A 19,016-nucleotide genomic window follows, 5' to 3' on the forward strand; every position below is an offset into this window, starting at 1 on the left:
CTTTGCCGCGAAGGCGCCTGCCGCGCAACCTCAACGCTCCTTCGTGGCGGAGAAGGTAAGGTCCGGGTTCTTTTCCTGCTGATAGTTCACGTCCCACGGGCTCTTGGCCATGAAGACGAGGTCCCCGTCGCGATCCTTGGCGAGGTTGGACAGGTTGAACTTCTCGAAGTCGTTCATCGCCTTGTCCTCGCCCCTGATCCAGCGCGCAGTGGCAAAGGGCGATGCTTCCAGCTTGGCTTCCACCTTGTATTCGGCCGACAGCCGGCTGATCAGCACGTCGAGCTGCAGCTGGCCGACCACACCGACGATCCACTGCCCGCCCAGCTCGGGATAGAACACCTGGATCACGCCTTCTTCGGAAAGGTCGTCGAGCGCTTTGCGCAACTGCTTGGTCTTGGTCGGATCGACCAGCGCGACGCGGCGCAGGATTTCCGGCGCGAAATTGGGCAGGCCGGTAAAGCGGATCGCATTCTTCTCGCTCAGCGTATCGCCCACGCGTAGCGTGCCGTGGTTCGGGATCCCGATGATGTCACCCGGCTCCGCCGTGTCGGCCACCTCGCGGTCCTGCGCGAAGAACAGGATCGGCGAATGGATCGCCACCGGCTTGCCGAGGCCCGACGGCGTCAGCTTCATGCCGCGTTTGAACGTGCCCGATACCTGCCGCATGAAGGCGATGCGGTCGCGGTGGTTGGGGTCCATATTGGCCTGCACCTTGAAGATGAAGCCGGTCACCTCGTCGCGCTCCGGGCTTATCTGTTCTTCGCCTGCGGGCTGCGGGCGCGGCGGCGGGGCGTATTTCGCGATTGCCTCGATCAGCTCGGTCACGCCGAAATTCTTCAGCGCCGATCCGAAATAGACCGGCGTCAGATCGCCATTGCGATAGGCTTCAAGATCGAATTCGGGATAGCCGATCTGCGCCAGTTCGATGTTCTCGGCAAAGCGTTCGGGGATTTCGGCGTCGCAATCGCGCGTGCCCCTGAACTCCTTGCTCGGCCCCTCGGGCCGCGCGATGCAGCCGGTCTCGAAATCGAGCACGCCTTCGAACTCGCCGCCCATGCCCACCGGATAGGCCTGCGGGCTGACGTCCAGCGCCAGCATGTCGGCGATCTCGTCCAGCAGCTCGAACACCGGCCGCCCTTCACGGTCGACCTTGTTGACGAAAGTGATGATCGGCACGCTGCGCAAGCGGCAGACTTCGAACAGCTTGCGAGTCTGCGGTTCGATGCCCTTGGCCGCGTCGATCACCATGATCGCCGAATCGACCGCCGTCAGCGTGCGATAGGTGTCTTCGGAAAAATCCTCGTGTCCCGGCGTGTCGAGCAGGTTGAAGGTGATCCCCTCGCGCTCGAACGTCATGACCGAACTGGTCACCGAAATGCCGCGCTGCTGTTCGATCTTCATCCAGTCGGACCGCGCCCGCCGCGCCTGCCCGCGCGCCTTGACCTCGCCAGCCAGATGGATGGCGCCGCCGGTCAGCAGCAGCTTCTCGGTCAGCGTGGTCTTACCCGCGTCGGGGTGGGAAATGATGGCGAAGGTACGGCGATTGGAAGTCATGTCATGTCTCTGCTGTCGTCATCCCCGCGCAGGCGGGGATCCAGGGTCGGGCAAGCGCGGCGCTTGACGGGATTCCCGCCTTCGCGGGACCGACGCGCTCGCTAGGGCTCCCTGGCCACCCGGAACCCTGCGAAATCCTGGTTCACCGGCATCAGTTCCAGGCGGTTGATGTTGAGATGCGGGGGCAATTGCGCGATCCACAGGATCGTGTCTGCGATGTCCTGCCCGGTCATCGGATTGGCACCGCGATACAGATCGTCGCTCGCTTCCTGGCTGCCGGTGCGCACCAGCGTGAATTCGGTTTCGACCATGCCCGGCTCGATGCTGGTCACCCGCACGCCGGTGCCGTGCAGATCGGCCCGCAGCGCCAGGGTGAAATGGTTCGCGAAGGCCTTCGACCCGGCATAAACGTTGCCGCCCGGATAGATGTAACTGCCCGCAACCGAACCGATAGCGATGATCGCGCCCTTGCGCTCGATCAGCACGGGCAGCAGCTTGCGGGTCAGCACCACCATGGCCGTCACATTCGTGTCGATCATCGTCTGCCAGTCGTCGAGATTGGATTCCTGTGCGGGCGACAGGCCCTGCGCCAGCCCGGCATTGTTGACCAGCAGATCGATTCCGGCGAAATCTTCGGGCAGCGCGGCGATCGCGGCATCCATCGCATCTGCATCGCGCACGTCGAAACAGGCCGGGTGGACCTTGTCCGCGCCCAGATCCGCCACCAGCGCATCGAGCCGTTCCTGCCGCCGCCCGGTCGCGACACAGCGCCAGCCGTTCGCCACCAGCGTGCGGACGGTGGCTTCGCCGATCCCGGCGGTGGCGCCGGTTACGAATGCGGTACGTGTCTGTGTCATCTTCGAACTCCTGTAGCGGCTGCCAGCAGCGCCTCGGCCCGCCACTGCGGATCCCGGAAAGCGCGCACCTGCCAGTTCGGCAGCAACCGGTCGACCAGCAGCATCAGCGCCAGTCCTTCATCCTGCGACCACTGGCTACCGTCGCGGCGCACTTCCCGCAGCGCCGTTTCCGCATCCAGTGATCCGCCGCGCGCACTCATATAGTGACGATAGGCGAGCCATTGACCCATGCCTTCCATCGTCAGGAAAATGTCGTCGAACGCGCGATAGAACCGCCGCTTGCCGGTGAAGAAGCGCGCCCGCCGGTCGCGCATCGCCGCCAGCGCTTCGCGCCCGATACGGCGTGCTTCCGCATCGCTGGGCGCAGCAGCGGCGGCGAACAGAAGATCGCGCTCGCGCTCATAGGCCGCGCGATAGGCTGCATCATCGCCGAACCGGTTCTGCACCATGTCGTCGTTGAGGTCGTCTTCCGAAACGCCGTTCGCCCGCCCCAGCCGGTCGAGCAGCGGTCCGGCCAGTCCGCCCTGCCGCGTATGCATGATCTCGTGCAACAGGACCCCGTCCATCAGCCCTTCCACGCCAAGGCCGCTCTGCACATTGGCGGCGCGCCATACGCTGGGCAGGCTCATCACGAAATAATCCGTCGCACTGCCGGTCGCAAAGGATACGGGCCCCAGCGGCAACTCGCGCCCGTCGGGCAGGCTGGGGCGGCCCTCATGCGGCGTGCCGACCATGCGATCGAACCGCCCCGCCGGCATGATGTAAAGGCAGCGGTCGTCCAGCGTCACCACGTCGGGCAGCGGGTCCGGATCGATGCCCAGATCGCGCCGCGCCGACACCTGCCAATTGTCCAGCGCGCCTTTCAGCCACGTCCGGTCGCCCTGCGTCATGACACAGCCATCCTCTTGCGCCGCCGCGCCGGTGCAGGCCGTGGAAAGCAGCAGGCCAAGCGCAAGGATCGGGCTGCGCGCGCGTGTCACCCCCGCAGCTCCGCGCCCTGCTTCGCAGCAGCAGCCACGATCTTGTCGGAAATCGCCTTGATCTCCGCATCGGTGAAGCTCTTCTCGCCGGGTTTCAGCAGCACTTCCACCGCTACCGACTTTTTGCCTTCCGGCACGCCCTGCCCGGCAAACACGTCGAACACGCGCGCGGAAACGATCGCCTGCTTGTCCGCGCCCTTTACCGCGCGGACCAGATCGGCGGCGGCCAGTTCGCCCGGTACGAGGAAGGCGAAGTCGCGGCTGATCGTCTGCAAGGCGGGCGGTGCATAGGCAGCGCGCGCAAAACTCCCGCCGCCTTTCTTCGCGGGCAGCGCGTCGAGGAATATCTCCACCGCCATCACCGGACCGTCCGCGTCGAATTCCTTCAGCGTGCGCGGATGCAGCGCGCCGAACCGGGCCAGCACGTTCTTGGGGCCCAGCCGCAGCGTGGCGGACTGGCCCGGATGGAACTGGTCGCCCGCTTCACCCATCACCATCAGATTGTCGATCGGCGCGCCGGCCGCTTCGAGCAGCGCCATGGCTTCGGCCTTGGCGTCATAGGCGTCGAACGGCACGGCTTTACCCGTGCTCCAGCCGCGCGCGGTCTTTTCGCCCGCCAGCACCACGCCAAGCGTCGGCTTCTCGTCGCTCGCGCCGTCTTTCCCGACAAAATACCGTCGCCCGATCTCGAACAGGCGCGCACCGGCAGCACCGCGATCGGCATTACGTTTGGCGGCAGACAGCAGCCCGGGGATGAGCGAAGGGCGCATGGCCTTCATGTCCTCGCTGATCGGGTTGTCCAGCACCCACAATTGCGCTCCGTCGGCGAAATATTCCGCGTCGGCAGTCGGCAGGAAGGACCAGGTCACCGCTTCGTTCAGCCCGCGCGCGGCAGCGGCGCGGCGCAGCTTGCGCTCGACCTGCTGCAGCGGCGTGGCGGTTGGCCGGGCCACGCCCTCGACGCGCGGCAGCGCGACGCTTTCGACCTTGTCGAGGCCGTAAATGCGGACCACTTCCTCGACCAGATCGGCCGGGCCTTCGATATCGTGGCGGCGCAGCGGGCAGGTCACCTGCCAGTCGCCTGCCACTTGGAAGTCCAGAGCTTCCAGGATCGCGCGCTGCTCGTCCTGCGGCACATCCACCCCGCCGAGCCGTGCCGTCAGGCCGGGGTCGAACGCGACGACCTTCGGCTGGTTCGGCGCTTCGCCGGCGCGCACTACCTGTGTCGGCGTACCGCTGCAGGTCTGCACGATCAGGTCGGTCAGCAGTGCGAGCCCGTCGTCGAGGAACGCCGGATCGACCCCGCGTTCGAAGCGCGTGCGCGCATCGGATGCCAGACCAAGCTTGCGCCCCGTCACGCCGATACGCGTGGGATCGAAATAGGCAATCTCCAGCAGCACGTCGCTGGTATCCTCGCCCGCGCCCGAATGTTCACCGCCCATGATCCCGGCGATGTCGTGCACCCCGGCATCGTCGGCGATCACGGTCATCGTGTCGTCGAGCGTATAGGTCTTCTCGTTCAGCGCCTCGACCGTCTCGCCATTCTTGGCGCGGCGCGCGGTCACGGCCCCGCTCAGCTTGGCAAGGTCGTAGACATGGGCCGGACGGCCGGTCGAAAGCATCAGGTAATTGGTGCAGTCCACCAGTGCGCTGATCGGGCGCTGGCCCGCAGCCTTGAGGCGGCGCTGCATCCAGTCGGGCGATGCGCCATTGGTCACGCCCCTGATGACACGCCCGTAAAATGCGGGGCAGCCTTCGGGATCGTCGATCCGGATCTCGGTCGGGCACGCGCCCTCGCCCTCGATCGCGGGCACTTCGGGCGCCTTGAATGTGCCCAGCCCTGCTGCGGCCAGATCGCGCGCGATACCCATCACGCCCATGCAGTCGGGCCGGTTCGGCGTGATCGCCACATCGAACACGGGCGATGCATTGCTGTATTCGGCAAAGCTGGTGCCCGTCGGCGCATCCTCGGGCAGTTCGATGATACCGTCGTGCTCGTCGCCCAGTTCCAGTTCGCGAACCGAACACATCATGCCATTCGATTCGACGCCGCGGATCGCGCTCTTGCGCAGTTCCATCCCGTTCGCGGGGACCACCGCGCCCGGCAGGCCGAGCACGCCCTTCATTCCCGCGCGCGCGTTGGGCGCACCGCAGACGACCTGCAGCGGGTCACCCTCGCCGGTATCGACACTCAGCACCTGCAGCTTGTCGGCATCGGGGTGCGGCCCCGCCGTCAGCACATGCGCGACGCGGAAGCCCGCCAGCTTGTCGGCCGGGTCCTCCATGCCTTCGACCTCGTGGCCGATCCGGTTGAGCGCGGACGCAATGTCGGCGACCGAAGCGTCGGTTTCGAGGTAATCCTTCAGCCATTCGAGCGAGAACTTCATGCCTTCGCTCCCACGCCTGCGGAAAGGGTCGGCTGGTCGAAGGCCGAAAAGCCGTAATGATCAAGCCAGCGCTGGTCGCCGTCGAAGAAGGCGCGCAAATCGTCCATCCCGTATTTGAGCATGGCGAGCCGGTCGACGCCGAGCCCCCATGCGAAACCCTGCCATTCATCGGGGTCGAGCCCCGCAGATTCGATCACGCGGCGATTGACCATGCCGCTCCCGAGCAATTCCATCCAGCCATGACCCGGCGCATCGCCGTCGCCGCCCAGAACCTTGCGGCCGTTCACGTCTTCCCAGCCCACATCGACCTCGACCGATGGTTCGGTGAAGGGGAAATAGCTGGGGCGCAGGCGCAGGACGATATCGTCGCGCTCGAAAAACGCCTTGAGGAAGGTCTCCAGCGTCCATTTCAGATGGCCCAGGTGGATGCCCTTGTCGATCACCAGCCCTTCGACCTGGTGGAACATCGGCGTGTGGGTCGCATCGCTGTCGCTGCGATAGACGCGGCCCGGCGCAATGATGCGGATCGGCGCGCCGCGCTCGACCAACGATCTGATCTGCACCGGCGATGTATGTGTTCGCAGCAGCATGCGTGTGTTCGGCGCATTATCAAACGTATGATCGACATGCTTTTGCGGGAAGTAGAACGTGTCGTGCATGGCCCGGGCGGGGTGCGTTTCGGCCATGTTGAGCGCAGTGAAATTGTGCCAGTCGTCCTCGACTTCCGGCCCCGTCGCGACGGAAAAGCCAAGGTCTGCAAAGATTTCCGCCAGCTCGTCCATCACCTGGCTGACCGGGTGGACCGAACCCCGGGGCGCTTCCGGCGCCGGCAGCGTCAGGTCGATGCTCTCGCCCGCAAGCCGCGCTTCAAGCTCTGCATTTTCAAGCACTTCCTTGCGCACCGCGATCGCATCGGCAGTCTCCGTGCGCAGTCCGTTGAGTAGCGGCCCCTGCACCTGCCGCTCTTCCGGCGACATCCCGCCAAGCGTCTTCATCAGGCCCGAAATCGACCCCTGCTTGCCGAGGAATTCGATCCGCAGTGCTTCGAGCGCCGCTGCATCGGGAGCGTTTTCGATCCGCGTCAGCGCATCGGTCTTGAGTTGGTCGAGGTCGGTCATCTGATCCGCTTGGAACTGTAGGAATTGTCTCTGCGCAGCCCCTAGCCGCATGTGCACAAATGCTAAAGCCCCGTTTCCCGCCGACCGGCGGCGCGCGCCCGCATCACGCCTTCGGGCGGTTCGCCTTCATCTGCCCCGCGGGGCTGTGCAGCACCTGCATCGCTTCGCCCGCGACCGCCATACGCGCATGCGCCGCCGCGGCCAGGATCGGGTGCGGCAACCGGGCGTATTCGCTCGGCGACATGGTCATGAAACGCTTGAAATCGCGCACGAAATGGGCCTGATCGTGATAATGCGTGTCGAGCGTGTCGATCCATTTGAGCGAAGGGTCGAGCATGAATTTCGCCAGGCTGCGGATGAAGCGTTGACGGCGCAGCAGCAGCTGCGGACTGAAACCGAACACGCGGCCGCAGAACCGCTCCATCGTGCGCATTCCCATACCCAGCGCCCCCGCAAGCTCTGCCACGTTATGCATGTGCGGATCGACCAGAGCCTGCTCGCAGCGCAGTATTTTCGCCTCATGCGCCGCCGGCTCCGCGAAAATTCCCGCGAGGTGACGCAGGAGGGCGTCCCGCTCCGCCACGAGATCGCGGCCTTTCTCCGGGATACAATCGCACAGGGCCCGCAGCCGCGACAAGGCCGGATCGGTGTCGACATCGGCATGGCGGTCGGCATAGTCGCTTGCAGGGGCAGATGTCAGCCGCGCCCAACCGAGCGGCATCAGACCGATTCCCCATGATCTGCCATTGGCGGCGCGGAACCGCGTGGTGACACTCGTCGGTCCGGTCAGCAGGGCCCGCGGCATTCGCTCGAGCGGACCGCCGCCCAGTGCCGCTTCGATGTTCCGATCGGGAATGATGCGCAGATTGGCCCATTCGGGATGCAACCAGTCCTCGACGGGTTCCTGCCCGCATCCGGATACCTCCAGATGATACAGGGTGGTGACATAGGGGCTCAGCCTTGGCGGCGGCAGGAAGAACCGCAAGGAAATCGCATCGAGCGCGCCCCCCTTAGTCATCGCCATTCTGCCCGGCCGATAGCCCGTATCATTTGCGCCCCCGCACACATTCTAGTTGTCCCCTTGGCAATTCCAGTCCCGCAGCCAAAGCTATCCGGGCTTGTCGAGCGTCTGCACCGGCGACCCCCAGACCTTCTTTCGTTCCGCCATGAAGGCACTCAGCACAGGGTGGGGCTTTGCGGCATATTCGCTCGGCGCGCACTGCATGAAAGCATGAAACTCGTGCACGAAATGTGACTGGTCGTGATAATGCCGGTCGATCACGCGCGACCAGTTCGCCCGCGGCTCCAGCATGAAAGCGGCGAGGCTGCGCATCAGTCTTTGCCGCCGTAGCAGCAGGCGCGGCGAAAAGCCAAAATGCCGCAGGCAGATCCTCTCCAGCGTCCGCTTCGAAAGGCCGCATTTCTGGGCCAGCTCTTCGACCTGAACGATATACGGATCCACCATGGCTTCGTGTATGCGCTGAATACGGGCGCAGTCCCGCGGTGGATCGGCCAGATTTCGAAAGAAGTCGGTGAGCCATTCGAACTGCTCTTCGTCCGAATGATCCGGCGTACACAGCTTTTCGCATAAGGGAACGAACGGGGCGAAGGCCGGGCTGCGTTCACCATCGACGACGGTATTGGCATGTTCGCATGCGTCGAGCCCGACAAAGCGCGCCCAGCCGAGAGGAAACAGTCCGATGCCCCACATGCGGGTACGACCGATGGTAAAATGCGTCGGGCACGAACTCGGGCCGGTTGCCTGAAAGCGCATGCCTTCCACCCGCGAACCATCGGTAAAATCGGCCGCCGGGGCATTACCGGCAAAGAAGCGCAAATTGGCCCATTCCGGCTGCAGCCAATCTTCCAGGATCTCGCCTTCGGGTAAATCGACCTCGACGCGATAGAAGCTGGTGAAGCACGGAGCGAGGTCGGCAGGCGGCGCAAAAAAACGCACGTCGATAGCTTTATGTGCAGTCAATCTCCCCCTCCCCTCCACACCAGAAGTATAGCCGGTTGTAGGCGAGCGACAAGGCGCACACGAAAAAGGGCGCCCCTTGCGGTGCGCCCTTTCGAAAAGTCGTTTGAGGCAAGGACCTTAGGCGGGAAGCGCCTTCTTGGCCTGCTCGATGATCGCCTTGAAGGCCGCGCCTTCGTTCATGGCGAGGTCTGCCATTACCTTGCGATCCAGCTCGATGCCGGCCAGCTTGGTACCGTGCATGAACTGCGAATAGGTCAGGCCTTCGGCGCGCACTGCCGCGTTGATACGCTGGATCCACAGAGCGCGGAAATTCCGCTTCTTGATCTTGCGGTCGCGGTAAGCGTACTGGCCGGCCTTTTCGACCGCCTGACGGGCGATGCGGATGGTGTTCTTGCGACGGCCGCGATAGCCCTTCGCCTGATCGAGGATCCGCTTGTGCTTCTGGCGCGTGGTGACGCCGCGTTTAATGCGAGGCATTTCGTATTCTCCTTAAATCGCGCTCAGTCGAGGCCGTAGGGGGCCCACTTTTTCACCGTACGGCTGTCGGCTTCCGACAGGACGGTGGTGCCGCGGTTCTGGCGAATATACTTCGCATTGTGGCTGATCAGGCGGTGGCGCTTGCCGGCGACACCATGCTTGACCTTGCCGGTTGCGGTGATCTTGAAGCGCTTCTTCACACCGCTTTTGGTCTTCAGCTTGGGCATTTTCATCTCCTTTACAGAGACACGTCGCGCCAGCCCTGGCAGCCCTTACGGCCAGACCGGCGGTGAATCACGTGTCGGTGAAGGGCGCGCGTCTAGCGATTCTGCGGGCAAAAGCAAGTCAGAAGTGGGTCAGGTAGCCCCCGTCGACCGCCAATGTGTGCCCGGTGATGTAACTCGCTTCGGGGGAGGCGAGGAACGCCACTGCCCCGCCGATCTCGCCCGGATCGCCCCACCGGCCCAGCGATGTCCGTCGCTCCAGATGCTGCGCAATGCCCGGATCGGTGGACATTTCCTCGTTCGCCTCGGTCGCGAAATAGCCCGGCGCCACTGCGTTGACGGTAATGCCGGTGCCGCCAAGTTCTGCCGCGAAGGCTCTCGTCAGGGCGGCAAGCCCGCCCTTGCTGGCCGTGTAGAGAATATCGCCGCGGGCTATTTCGGCAGCGATGGAGGTTATGTTGACAATCCGCCCATAGCCGCGCGCTTCCATCAACGGGACAGCCCGCCGCGCGAGATCGAAGGGAGCGACAAGGTTGGTCGCCAGCATGGCCGCCATGTCCTCTCGCCGCAGCTGCGCAAGCGAACGCCGATCCCGCTGGCCGACATTGTTTACGAGGATATCGAGCCCGTCTTCGGCCAGTGTTACGAAGGCCGCTGCGGTTGCGTCGTCATCGCCGATGTCGAATGCGAGCACGCGCGCATCGCTGCCGATCCGGTCGGCCGCGTCGCCCAGCGCGGCCCTGTCACGACCATTCAGCCAGACGCTCGCCCCGGCACGCGCCAGGCGTTGCGCGATCGCAAACCCCAGCCCGCGCGCAGCCCCGGTGACAAGCGCTATGCGCCCTTCCAGTGAACCCTCCGTACTCATGTCAGTGCTCGTAGATCATCTTGACCGTCATGCCACCGTCGATGTTGAGATGCTGCCCCGTCACGAAGCCGGCCTCATGCAGATAGGCGACCGCCTGGGCAATGTCTTCGGGACGTCCGATTCGCCCAGCGGGATGCTGATCGCGATCTCTTGCACGGTGATCCGGATTGCTGCGCTGGCCCGTCTTCTGCCACGGCCCCGTTTCGATCCAGCCCGGACGTATCGCATTGACGCGGATCTTGGGGCCCAGGGACACGGCAAGCGAATGGGTCAGTGCATCGAGACCGCCGTTTGCGGCCGCATAGGCAAAGGTGTCCGGTTCGCTCATCACCGCACGGGTGGAGGACATGTTCACAATGCTGGCGGTTTGCGCGCGCCGCAGAAGCGGGAGGGCCGATCGGGTCACGAGAAACGCGGCCGTCAGGCTGGCATCTACCCACGCCTGCCAGTCCTTCAGCGCCAGCTTTTCCAGCGGCCCTGCATAGGGATCGGCAATGCCGGAATTGTTCACTACGCAGTCTAGCGGATCGCCGTCCAACCAGTCTTCCACGCGCTCGAAAGCGCTCGCAACGGCGCCTTCCCTGCCGACATCGGCTGTCAGGAACAATGCCGTTTCGCGCGGCAGCGCATCGCGCAGCTCCGCCAGCGCCTCCGCGTCCCGGTCCAGCCCGATGACGCGCCAATCGAGGCCGTGAAAATGCATTGCGATGGCGCGTCCGATGCCATTGGCTGCGCCGGTTATCAGTATCGTTCGCATGCAGCGGAAACGAGAACGGGGTCGATCAGTGCCCGTGATCGTGCGCCGAAGAACCGCCCATCGCTTCCAGCACATCGTCGAGGCGGGCCGCATCGCCGAGCGCGATCACGCGGCCGTCGCTTCCCGCGTCCAGCGGATTGCCCTGCCAGTCGCTCATCACCCCACCGGCGCCTTCGACCACGGGGACGAGCGCCGCGAAATCATACAGCTTGAGCCCGGCTTCGATGACCACGTCGACATGGCCGCTCGCGACCAATCCGTAATTGTAGCAATCGCCGCCATATATAATCTTCCGTTCGGCCACCGCCTTGGCGACGCCCATGAATGCATCGACGTCGTCGCCGGAAAACTGATGCGGGCTGGTGGTCCCCAGCACTGCGTCGGAAAGGTCCTTGCATGGTGCGGCGCGCACGGGCTTCCCGTTGAAGGTCGTCCCTTCGCCGATCTGCCCGACCCACCGTTCCCTCGCGATGGGTTGATCGATCACGCCCAGCACCGGCCAGCCATCCTGCACCAGGGCAATCAGCGTGCCGAAGATCGGGCGCCCGGCGATGAAGCTGGTCGTTCCATCGATCGGATCGAGAACCCACTGCCGTGCGGCACCTTCGTTGCGTGTGCCATATTCCTCGCCGATGATCCCATCGTCTGCCCGTTCGCTTTCGAGAATTGCGCGCATAGCCGCCTCGGCTGCACGGTCGGCTTCGGTTACGAAGCTCTGGTCTGGTTTACGCTCCTGCGACCATTCGCCGCGAAAGAGGGGCCGAATGGCTTCCCCTGCGGCATCGGCGAGACGATTGGCGAGCGCGAGATCGGAATTTCTTTGCATTTGAACCCATTTGGCTCAATGCTCGGCCCGGTCAAGACGACACATAGTGACAATGTCATGCCCTTCGGGTCGCATCGAAGGGGGAAATGATCCGCATTGTCAGAAGAAAAACCACAACGATCCGGCAAGGATCGGGGCGACCAGACATGGCAGGGAATGACATCCACGACCGGCTCGACCCCCGGCGGGATGCCGCTCGCCTATAATCGCGCGCCTTGCGATACACTCAAGCCCTGGATCACCCGATTGGGCGTCACTTCGGTAAACCTGCCGGAGGGAAAGACGATCGAATGCGGCACGTTCGGCGAACAGCCGATCCTGAGAATGATCTTCGGCTCCCAGTGGTCTGCGCACACAGCCGAAGGCTTGCAGACATTCAGTCCGGGCGAACGGGGCCTGGCACTCTATTTCGGGCCCTGTACAAAGATGATGCGGCTTACCGCGCACGGATCCTTCAAGGTAGTCACCGTCAATTTCGCACCCGGCGGCACGCTCGGGCTCGACCTGCCTTCCGTCGAAGAGACGATCGACCGCATCCTTCCCTTCGACCCCTTCGATCGTGCCGCCCGCCCGCACGAAGCCTACATCCCCCGCGACGATGCCAAGGCGTGGCTGGAGGCAGCCGAAACGCAGTTGTTGACGTCCTTCTCAGCGGCTTCCCCGAAACGACCCCACGATCTTCTCGCGGAATTCGAACGGCTGTGCCTGACCGATCCGGGCGCGTCGATCGCCGAATTTGCGCATGACAGGGGTATCGCGAGACGGACGCTCGAACGCGTGATCCGCAAGAGTTGGGGGGTCACCCCGCATTTCGCCATGCGCCGGGCGCGGGCGCTCGACATGGCGGCGGCGCTGCTCGAAGTTGCGCTTGAAGAGGACGAGCCGGAAATGCGCCTGCGCTATTTCGACCAGTCCCATGTGACGCGCGAATTGCGCAGCCTGCTGGATACCACGCCCGGGCGCCTCCAGAAGGGAAGTCATCCGCTACTGCGGATTACCATGGAAATCCGCCAGTCGCGCAGGGTCGAAATTCTGGCTGGAGGGACCAGCGAAAATCCCCGGCCCTGGCGCGATCCGAATGCCGAACCGCGCAGCGTCAATCGAACAGAGAGCTGACCGAACTTTCGTCTGCGATGCGGCGAACGGCCTCGCCGATCAGCGGGGCGATGGTCAGGATGCGGATGCGCTGCGAATCCTTGGCATCATCCGTCGGACGGATCGAATCGGTAATGACCAGTTCTTCCAGCGCCGACCCGTCGACGCGGGCAACCGCACCGCCGGACAGCACCCCATGGGTGATGTAGGCAGTCACGCTCTTCGCGCCCTGATCGAGCAGAGCCTGCGCGGCGTTGCAGAGTGTCCCGCCCGAATCGATGATGTCGTCGATAAGGATACAGTGGCGGCCCGACACGTCGCCGATGATGTTCATCACCTCGCTCTCGCCCGGACGGTCACGGCGCTTGTCGACGATGGCCAGCGGCGCGTTGTCGAGCCGCTTGGCCAGCGCACGGGCGCGCACCACACCGCCCACGTCGGGCGACACGACCATCAGGTCCTGATCGCCATACCGCGCCTGAATGTCCGCGGCCATGACGGGCGCGGCGAACAGATTGTCGGTCGGGATGTCGAAGAAACCCTGGATCTGGCCAGCGTGCAAATCGACTGCAAGAACGCGATCGGCGCCTGCCTCGGTGATCAGGTTCGCAACCAGCTTGGCTGAAATCGGGGTCCGTGGCCCCGGTTTCCGGTCCTGCCGGGCGTAGCCGAAATATGGTACGACCGCCGTGATACGCCGCGCCGATGCCCGCTTGAGCGCATCGATGCAGATCAGCAGTTCCATGAGGTTGTCGTTCGCCGGATAGCTCGTCGACTGGACGACGAACACGTCTTCCCCGCGCACGTTCTCGTGGATTTCGACGAAGATTTCCTCGTCGGCGAAGCGGCGCACCTGCGCATCGACAAGCGGCATTTCGAGATAGGCTGCGATCGCACGCGCGAGCGGCAGGTTCGAATTGGCGGCCATGATCTTCATGCGGCGAATCCTTGGGAAAGCTGGCTGAGCGCCCCGCCTAGCCGAGCGTCATGGATATGCAACATGTCAGACGGGCATTTCCCCGCCCGGCGCAGCTTATTTTGCCCGGTGCTCGCCCTTGATCCAGCGCACCGTGCCGGAACTGGCCCGCATCACGACGCTTTCGGTCGTCATGCGGCCGTCACGCAGATATTTCACGCCTTCTAGCAGCGAACCGGAGGTGACTCCGGTAGCGGCAAAGATGCAATCGCCCTTCACCAGCTCGTCACGGGTGTAGATCCGGTCGAGATCGTCGATCCCCCACTTGGCAGCGCGCGCCTTCTCATCGTCGTTGCGGAAAACGAGGCGACCGTTGAACTGGCCGCCTACGCAGCGCAGGGCCGCAGCGGCCAGCACGCCTTCCGGCGCGCCGCCCTGGCCCATGTACATATCGATGGTCGTATCTTCGTCCGTAACCGCGATCACGCCGGCGACGTCGCCATCGCCGATTAGCACCACGCCGCAGCCGAGGTCGCGCAGTTCCGCGATGAGATCGGAATGGCGCGGACGATCGAGCACGCAGACGATGATGTCGCCAGGCTCGACACCCTTGGCAGCGGCCACGGCCTTAACGTTTTCGGTGGGCGACTTTGCCAGGTCGATGATCCCCTCGGGATAGCCGGGACCGACGGCCAGCTTGTCCATATAGACGTCGGGCGCATTGAGCAGGCACCCTTCCTCCGCCGCGGCCAGCACCGCCAGCGCGTTGGGACCGGCCTTGGCGGTAATCGTCGTGCCTTCGAGCGGGTCAAGCGCAATATCGATCTTGGGGCCCTTGCCCTGCGCCCCGCCGACCTTTTCGCCGATGAAGAGCATGGGCGCCTCGTCGCGTTCGCCTTCGCCGATGACGACCGTGCCATCCATGTAGAGTGTGTCGAAGGCCTTGCGCATCGCTTCCACGGCTGCGGCATCGGCAGCCTTCTCGTCGCCGCGGCCGATGAGCCTTGAGGCGGCCACCGCCGCAGCTTCGGTCACGCGGACCATTTCAAGGACGAGGACGCGATCGAGCGGGTTGTCGGCAGGCGAGTTCATAATGGGTTCAGTCCTCGGAAAGCTGGTAGGGCTATGGATGGGCGATCCACCCGCTGGCAAGAATTCGTATGCGCGGCCGGATAGACAGGGAGCTTTGCATTGTCGAGACACTGGCGCGTCGGGCCGTACATCGTGCTGGGCCTTTTACTGCCCGCCCCGCTTGCCGCGCAGGACGAATCCGGAGAGACGATCGACATTCTCGTCCCTCCCGAAGATTACCTTCCTCCGTCCGAAGATTGCAGTGCCGAGGAGGAGGCCGCGTCGATCTCGGGCGAGATCATCGTGTGCCGCAGGCGCTCGGACGGCGGCGAATACGGCTACGACAAGGAACGGGCCGAACGCGAATATGCTGCCAAGACCATGAACAAGGGTGACCTGCGTACTCCTAATGTCGATGGGCCAGGCATCTTCCAGGGGCCCGCGACGATTGGCGGTGTCTGCGGCATCGGCCTCAACCCCTGTCCGCCCCCGCCTGCCTATATCATCGATTTCTCGACCCTGCCCGAAGCCCCGCCGGGATCGGACGCAGACCGGATTTCGCGCGGATTGCCGCCCCTGGGCCGCGGCGCCGCAACCACCGAGGCGGAAAGCGCCGCGCGGGCCAGGCAGCTCGGCCTACCCCCCGTGCCAGGCAGCAGTGTCAGTCCTTCAGAATCGGCATCACCAGAGGCGGAGCCGTCAGACTAGGCGATCCGTCCAGCAGCTCGAGCGCCTTGGTGACGCAACGCTCGGGTCCTTCGTGCGTGACCATCGCCACCAGCACTTCGCCGCCTTCGTGGTCACGCCCGCGCTGGATCAGGCTCTCGATCGAAACTTCCGCATCGCGCATCGCCGCGGTAATCTCGGCCAGCACGCCGGGCCGGTCGGTGACGGTAAAGCGGATATAGTCGCGCCCGATGCGATTGCCCGGATCGGCGGGCGGGAAGGTTTCCAGCTCCTCCACCGGAACGGAAAACGGCGCGCCCAGATCTCCCCGCGCAATGTCGATCAGATCGGCGACGACCGCGCTGGCGGTCGGCCCGGCACCGGCACCGGCGCCCTGAAACAGCAGACGGCCCGAGAAATTGCCTTCCGCCACCACGGCATTGGTCGGGCCCGTCACGGCGGCAAGCGGATGGCCGCGGGCCACCAGGCACGGGCGAACCCGTTGCAGCAAGGCCGGCGTGCCGTCGCTTTCGTCGATGGAAGCGATGCCGACCAGCCGGACGACATAGCCCAGCGTCCCGGCCTGGGTGATGTCCGCCGCGCGCACTTCGCCGATACCGGTCGCATCGACATTGGCGAAATCGACCCGCGCGCCAAAGCCGATGGCCGACAGGATGGCCAGCTTGTGCGCGGCATCGACACCTTCGATGTCAAATGTGGGGTCGGCCTCGGCAAAACCCTTCGCCTGGGCTTCCGCCAGCATGGCGTCGAAGTCGGCGCCCGTCCGCTCCATTTCCGACAGGATGTAATTACAGGTGCCGTTGAGAATACCGTAGATCCGCTCGATACGGTTAGCCGCCGCTCCTTCGCGCAGGCCCTTCACCACCGGTATGCCGCCCGCAACCGCGGCCTCGAATTTCAGCGGCACGCCGCGCAGGGCGGCCTGTTCCGCCAGCGACAGGCCGTGATGCGCGATCATCGCCTTGTTCGCCGTCACGAAAGCTTTGCCCTCGTCCAGCGCCGCCCGCGCCAGCGTCAGCGCAGGTCCGTCCGAGCCACCGACCAGTTCGAGCACGACATCCACATCCGCCCGGGCAGCCATCGCCTGCATGTCATCGACCCAGGCGAAAGGCGAAAGGTCCACGCCGCGGTCGCGCGTGCGGTCGCGGGCGTTGACCGCAACGATCTGAAGCGCCCGCCCCGCGCGGCGTTCGATCGTCGAACGGTTGGTTTCGAGCAGCTCGATCACGCCGGTGCCGACAGTGCCGAGCCCGGCGAGGGCTATGCGTAAAGGATCAGACATGCCCGACCGCCTAGCGCAGCATGCTTGTCAGTTGGAACCAGTTTGTCTTGGAAAGGGTGAAGCCGGGCCTGTTCAGCCGCGGGTCCGCTCGCATTTCCCGAGCGCCTGGCGCACCAGCGCATAGTCCGCCGCCGCAATTTCCCGCGACCGCGGGTCCTGCGACAGATTGGCATTGGTCGGCAGGGTCTCCGGCAGTGCGCAGGCCAGCTGGTACCATTCCAGCGTATTGCGCTGCGGGGCGGTGGCGGACTGATCGACGATCTCGGTCCACGACACGCCCCAGCGCGGCTCCTGACCCGGGCGGCGCACGATCGTCACCGATACCGGACCGTCGTTCTCCGTATCGAGGAACAGCTGCGTTTCCGATTCCCCCACCAGCGTGCCCTGCACCGCCAGCGCGTCGCGGATCCCCGTTACTTTCGGCGGCGCATCCTGCGACAGCAGGGACGAGAGCACCGGCCGTAGCCGGGTCTCGAACGCCTCGCTGTAAGGGAACTGGGCCTGTGGATCGATCAGCTGGATCTGATCGGCATGTCCCGGCACGGGCCGCGCGAACAGAATGACATCCTGCTTCTTCAGCTTGGGCGCCTTGCCTTTAGCCGTCATGGGCACGTCGACGAGATAGCGCAGGGACTCGCCTACCGGAGTCGTGCCCGCGATCAGCGCAGACGTGCGCGCCTCGACGTAAAGCCTTACGAAACCCGGGGCGAGACCCGGGGAGCGTTCCCGCTCGACAGTAGCCTGATTGCGGATCTCCGCGCGCACCACCAGGGGAGCCGTGTCGGCCAGATCGACCAGATCGGCATAGGTCAGCGCCGGTGCCGTCGCCGCCGCCTGCTGAGCACCCGCTGCGGATGGCGCCATCGCCAGCGCCGCACAGGCGAGGAGCAGGCGTGAAGGCACTCGGGAATTCGACATGGGCAAGAATCTTTCTTTTGATGCGTCGGTGCTCGCGATTCGGAAAACCACCGGGGCCATTCAGGGTTCCTTCCCGGGAAGCACTGAATCCGCGGTTAACCGATAAAGCGTTTGCGGAGGGGGGGCTCCTTGGGTAAGGATCGCCCCGGACCCGAGTAAATGATACATTGTTGCTTGGGGGGAGGCGTCCGGGTTCTTATCGGGAACTTCGGTGCGTCTTTGCCGCTTGGCATTTCGTGCCCAGGTGGCGCAAACGCCTTAACGGCACCCATTTCTTGCCATTCAGGCGGGTCGCAATGGGTGTCAATCTGCCCCGGGTTACCGGGGCGCCGATGGAGTGATGCAACCGAATGGCTTATGCTGACCAACAGATGAGCGGCAATCGCGTCGTCGCGATCATCATTGTTGCCCTCATCCATATCGCTCTCGGTTACGCCCTCATCACCGGCCTCGCATATAATGCGGTCCAGCAGGTGGTCGAGCGTGTGACTACGATCGATATCGAGGAACCCCCGCCGCCCGAAGAAGAACCGCCGCCGCCGCCGCCGGAAGATATTCCGGATACGCCGCCGCCGCCGGTCGCACCGCCGCCGCCGATCAATATCGCGCCGGCTCCGCCTCCGATCCGGACGCAACAGACGATTCCGCCGCCGGCACCCCCGCGGCTCGTCATTCCGCCGCCGGCACCCCCGGCACCGCCGCCACCGCCGGCCGTTGACCGGACTTCCGGTGCTACCCCACGGGGTCAGTCTGGTTGGGCGCGCCGCATTCAGAGCAACTACCCTCGTCGTGCCGAACGTGAAGGCACCGAAGGCTCTGTGGGCGTAACAGTGACCATCAGCCCTGATGGCCGCGTATCATCCTGCAGTGTTTCGCGTTCGAGCGGATCGAGTGATCTCGATGCGGCAGCGTGTGACGGGATGACGCGTTATGCTCGTTACAACCCCGCCACCAATGCGGCAGGCGATCCCGTGCAGGACACGGTATCGACCACCATCGTCTATCAGCTGAATTAATT

At 64.5% G+C, this 19,016-nt stretch carries 19 protein-coding genes; 3 read left to right on the plus strand and 16 right to left on the minus strand.

All coding sequences use genetic code 11. The features are described 5' to 3' along the window. Positions 1–30: 30 nt before the first annotated feature. The 12 genes from KYK83_RS00405 to hisN form a co-directional block, all read right to left on the minus strand. On the minus strand, positions 31–1,554 hold the full coding sequence (locus tag KYK83_RS00405) for a peptide chain release factor 3 (RefSeq protein WP_222826817.1): 1,524 nt from the start codon (positions 1,552–1,554) through the stop codon (positions 31–33). A gap of 101 nt (positions 1,555–1,655) precedes the next feature. Further along, positions 1,656–2,411 (minus strand): SDR family NAD(P)-dependent oxidoreductase, encoded by a 756-nt coding sequence (locus tag KYK83_RS00410; protein ID WP_222826818.1) that lies wholly within the window; start codon positions 2,409–2,411, stop codon positions 1,656–1,658. Next, positions 2,408–3,391: a hypothetical protein gene (locus tag KYK83_RS00415; protein ID WP_222826819.1), complete on the minus strand. Its 984-nt coding sequence runs from the start codon at positions 3,389–3,391 to the stop codon at positions 2,408–2,410. Before KYK83_RS00415 ends, KYK83_RS00410 begins: the two co-directional genes overlap by 4 nt. Continuing rightward, the gene (pheT, locus tag KYK83_RS00420) at positions 3,388–5,778 is read right to left on the minus strand and encodes a phenylalanine--tRNA ligase subunit beta (RefSeq protein WP_222826820.1); all 2,391 of its coding nucleotides are present in this window, start codon (positions 5,776–5,778) and stop codon (positions 3,388–3,390) included. The genes KYK83_RS00415 and pheT overlap by 4 nt, the downstream gene beginning before the upstream one ends. Then, complete coding sequence (gene pheS / locus KYK83_RS00425) at positions 5,775–6,896, minus strand: phenylalanine--tRNA ligase subunit alpha (RefSeq protein WP_222826821.1); 1,122 nt, start codon at positions 6,894–6,896, stop codon at positions 5,775–5,777. Before pheS ends, pheT begins: the two co-directional genes overlap by 4 nt. A 103-nt stretch (positions 6,897–6,999) precedes the next feature. Further along, positions 7,000–7,920: a helix-turn-helix domain-containing protein gene (locus KYK83_RS00430; RefSeq protein WP_248284172.1), complete on the minus strand. Its 921-nt coding sequence runs from the start codon at positions 7,918–7,920 to the stop codon at positions 7,000–7,002. 84 nt (positions 7,921–8,004) lie between these two features. Beyond that, positions 8,005–8,877, minus strand: coding sequence for a helix-turn-helix domain-containing protein (locus KYK83_RS00435; protein WP_248284173.1), 873 nt, complete (start codon positions 8,875–8,877; stop codon positions 8,005–8,007). 117 nt (positions 8,878–8,994) lie between these two features. Continuing rightward, complete coding sequence (gene rplT, locus KYK83_RS00440) at positions 8,995–9,354, minus strand: 50S ribosomal protein L20 (protein ID WP_103024611.1); 360 nt, start codon at positions 9,352–9,354, stop codon at positions 8,995–8,997. A 23-nt stretch (positions 9,355–9,377) separates the two neighbouring features. Continuing rightward, entirely contained in the window at positions 9,378–9,581 is a 204-nt protein-coding gene (gene rpmI, locus KYK83_RS00445; protein ID WP_050601380.1) for a 50S ribosomal protein L35, read from the minus strand. A 118-nt stretch (positions 9,582–9,699) separates the two neighbouring features. After that, on the minus strand, positions 9,700–10,446 hold the full coding sequence (locus tag KYK83_RS00450; protein ID WP_222826822.1) for an SDR family oxidoreductase: 747 nt from the start codon (positions 10,444–10,446) through the stop codon (positions 9,700–9,702). A 1-nt stretch (position 10,447) separates the two neighbouring features. Further along, the gene (locus tag KYK83_RS00455; RefSeq protein WP_222826823.1) at positions 10,448–11,203 is read right to left on the minus strand and encodes an SDR family NAD(P)-dependent oxidoreductase; all 756 of its coding nucleotides are present in this window, start codon (positions 11,201–11,203) and stop codon (positions 10,448–10,450) included. A gap of 25 nt (positions 11,204–11,228) precedes the next feature. After that, positions 11,229–12,029 (minus strand): histidinol-phosphatase, encoded by an 801-nt coding sequence (hisN, locus tag KYK83_RS00460; protein WP_222826824.1) that lies wholly within the window; start codon positions 12,027–12,029, stop codon positions 11,229–11,231. Between the two features lie 156 nt (positions 12,030–12,185). Here hisN and KYK83_RS00465 point away from each other — a divergent pair, with 156 nt between their 5' ends. Beyond that, the gene (locus tag KYK83_RS00465) at positions 12,186–13,145 is read left to right on the plus strand and encodes a helix-turn-helix domain-containing protein (RefSeq protein ID WP_222826825.1); all 960 of its coding nucleotides are present in this window, start codon (positions 12,186–12,188) and stop codon (positions 13,143–13,145) included. On the opposite strand, the gene KYK83_RS00470 is transcribed toward KYK83_RS00465, so the two are convergent. Beyond that, positions 13,126–14,061, minus strand: coding sequence for a ribose-phosphate pyrophosphokinase (locus KYK83_RS00470; RefSeq protein WP_103024616.1), 936 nt, complete (start codon positions 14,059–14,061; stop codon positions 13,126–13,128). The genes KYK83_RS00465 and KYK83_RS00470 overlap by 20 nt on opposite strands. Positions 14,062–14,157: 96 nt before the next feature. Then, positions 14,158–15,132 carry a class II fructose-bisphosphatase gene (gene glpX, locus KYK83_RS00475; RefSeq protein ID WP_103024617.1) on the minus strand — a complete coding sequence of 325 codons (975 nt, stop codon included), beginning with the start codon at positions 15,130–15,132 and terminating at the stop codon, positions 14,158–14,160. 99 nt (positions 15,133–15,231) lie between these two features. On the opposite strand from glpX, the gene KYK83_RS17150 reads away from it, so the two are divergent. Further along, on the plus strand, positions 15,232–15,819 hold the full coding sequence (locus tag KYK83_RS17150) for a hypothetical protein (protein WP_248284174.1): 588 nt from the start codon (positions 15,232–15,234) through the stop codon (positions 15,817–15,819). Here KYK83_RS17150 and KYK83_RS00485 read toward each other — a convergent pair. Both KYK83_RS00485 and KYK83_RS00490 read right to left on the minus strand, forming a co-directional pair. Continuing rightward, entirely contained in the window at positions 15,773–17,080 is a 1,308-nt protein-coding gene (locus tag KYK83_RS00485; RefSeq protein WP_222826826.1) for a homoserine dehydrogenase, read from the minus strand. The two genes, KYK83_RS17150 and KYK83_RS00485, sit on opposite strands and share 47 nt — an antisense overlap. Before the next feature lie 72 nt (positions 17,081–17,152). After that, the gene (locus tag KYK83_RS00490; protein ID WP_222826827.1) at positions 17,153–17,998 is read right to left on the minus strand and encodes a hypothetical protein; all 846 of its coding nucleotides are present in this window, start codon (positions 17,996–17,998) and stop codon (positions 17,153–17,155) included. Between the two features lie 350 nt (positions 17,999–18,348). Between KYK83_RS00490 and KYK83_RS00495 the strand changes: the two genes are divergently transcribed. Then, entirely contained in the window at positions 18,349–19,014 is a 666-nt protein-coding gene (locus tag KYK83_RS00495; protein ID WP_103024620.1) for a TonB family protein, read from the plus strand. Positions 19,015–19,016 lie beyond the last annotated feature (2 nt).

Source organism: Qipengyuania pacifica, assembly GCF_019857205.1.
Lineage (GTDB): Bacteria > Pseudomonadota > Alphaproteobacteria > Sphingomonadales > Sphingomonadaceae > Qipengyuania > Qipengyuania pacifica.

Coding starts and splice junctions, on each gene's coding strand:
- glpX (WP_103024617.1), bottom strand. CDS start 15,132: ATGAACTCGCCTGCCGACAACCCGCTCGATCGCGTCCTCGTCCTTGAA.
- rplT (WP_103024611.1), bottom strand. CDS start 9,354: ATGCCTCGCATTAAACGCGGCGTCACCACGCGCCAGAAGCACAAGCGG.
- KYK83_RS00405 (WP_222826817.1), bottom strand. CDS start 1,554: ATGACTTCCAATCGCCGTACCTTCGCCATCATTTCCCACCCCGACGCG.
- KYK83_RS00410 (WP_222826818.1), bottom strand. CDS start 2,411: ATGACACAGACACGTACCGCATTCGTAACCGGCGCCACCGCCGGGATC.
- KYK83_RS00430 (WP_248284172.1), bottom strand. CDS start 7,920: ATGGCGATGACTAAGGGGGGCGCGCTCGATGCGATTTCCTTGCGGTTC.
- KYK83_RS00455 (WP_222826823.1), bottom strand. CDS start 11,203: ATGCGAACGATACTGATAACCGGCGCAGCCAATGGCATCGGACGCGCC.
- KYK83_RS00485 (WP_222826826.1), bottom strand. CDS start 17,080: ATGTCTGATCCTTTACGCATAGCCCTCGCCGGGCTCGGCACTGTCGGC.
- KYK83_RS00495 (WP_103024620.1), top strand. CDS start 18,349: ATGGCTTATGCTGACCAACAGATGAGCGGCAATCGCGTCGTCGCGATC.
- rpmI (WP_050601380.1), bottom strand. CDS start 9,581: ATGCCCAAGCTGAAGACCAAAAGCGGTGTGAAGAAGCGCTTCAAGATC.
- KYK83_RS00450 (WP_222826822.1), bottom strand. CDS start 10,446: ATGAGTACGGAGGGTTCACTGGAAGGGCGCATAGCGCTTGTCACCGGG.
- KYK83_RS00490 (WP_222826827.1), bottom strand. CDS start 17,998: ATGTCGAATTCCCGAGTGCCTTCACGCCTGCTCCTCGCCTGTGCGGCG.
- KYK83_RS00470 (WP_103024616.1), bottom strand. CDS start 14,061: ATGAAGATCATGGCCGCCAATTCGAACCTGCCGCTCGCGCGTGCGATC.
- pheS (WP_222826821.1), bottom strand. CDS start 6,896: ATGACCGACCTCGACCAACTCAAGACCGATGCGCTGACGCGGATCGAA.
- hisN (WP_222826824.1), bottom strand. CDS start 12,029: ATGCAAAGAAATTCCGATCTCGCGCTCGCCAATCGTCTCGCCGATGCC.
- KYK83_RS00465 (WP_222826825.1), top strand. CDS start 12,186: ATGACATCCACGACCGGCTCGACCCCCGGCGGGATGCCGCTCGCCTAT.
- pheT (WP_222826820.1), bottom strand. CDS start 5,778: ATGAAGTTCTCGCTCGAATGGCTGAAGGATTACCTCGAAACCGACGCT.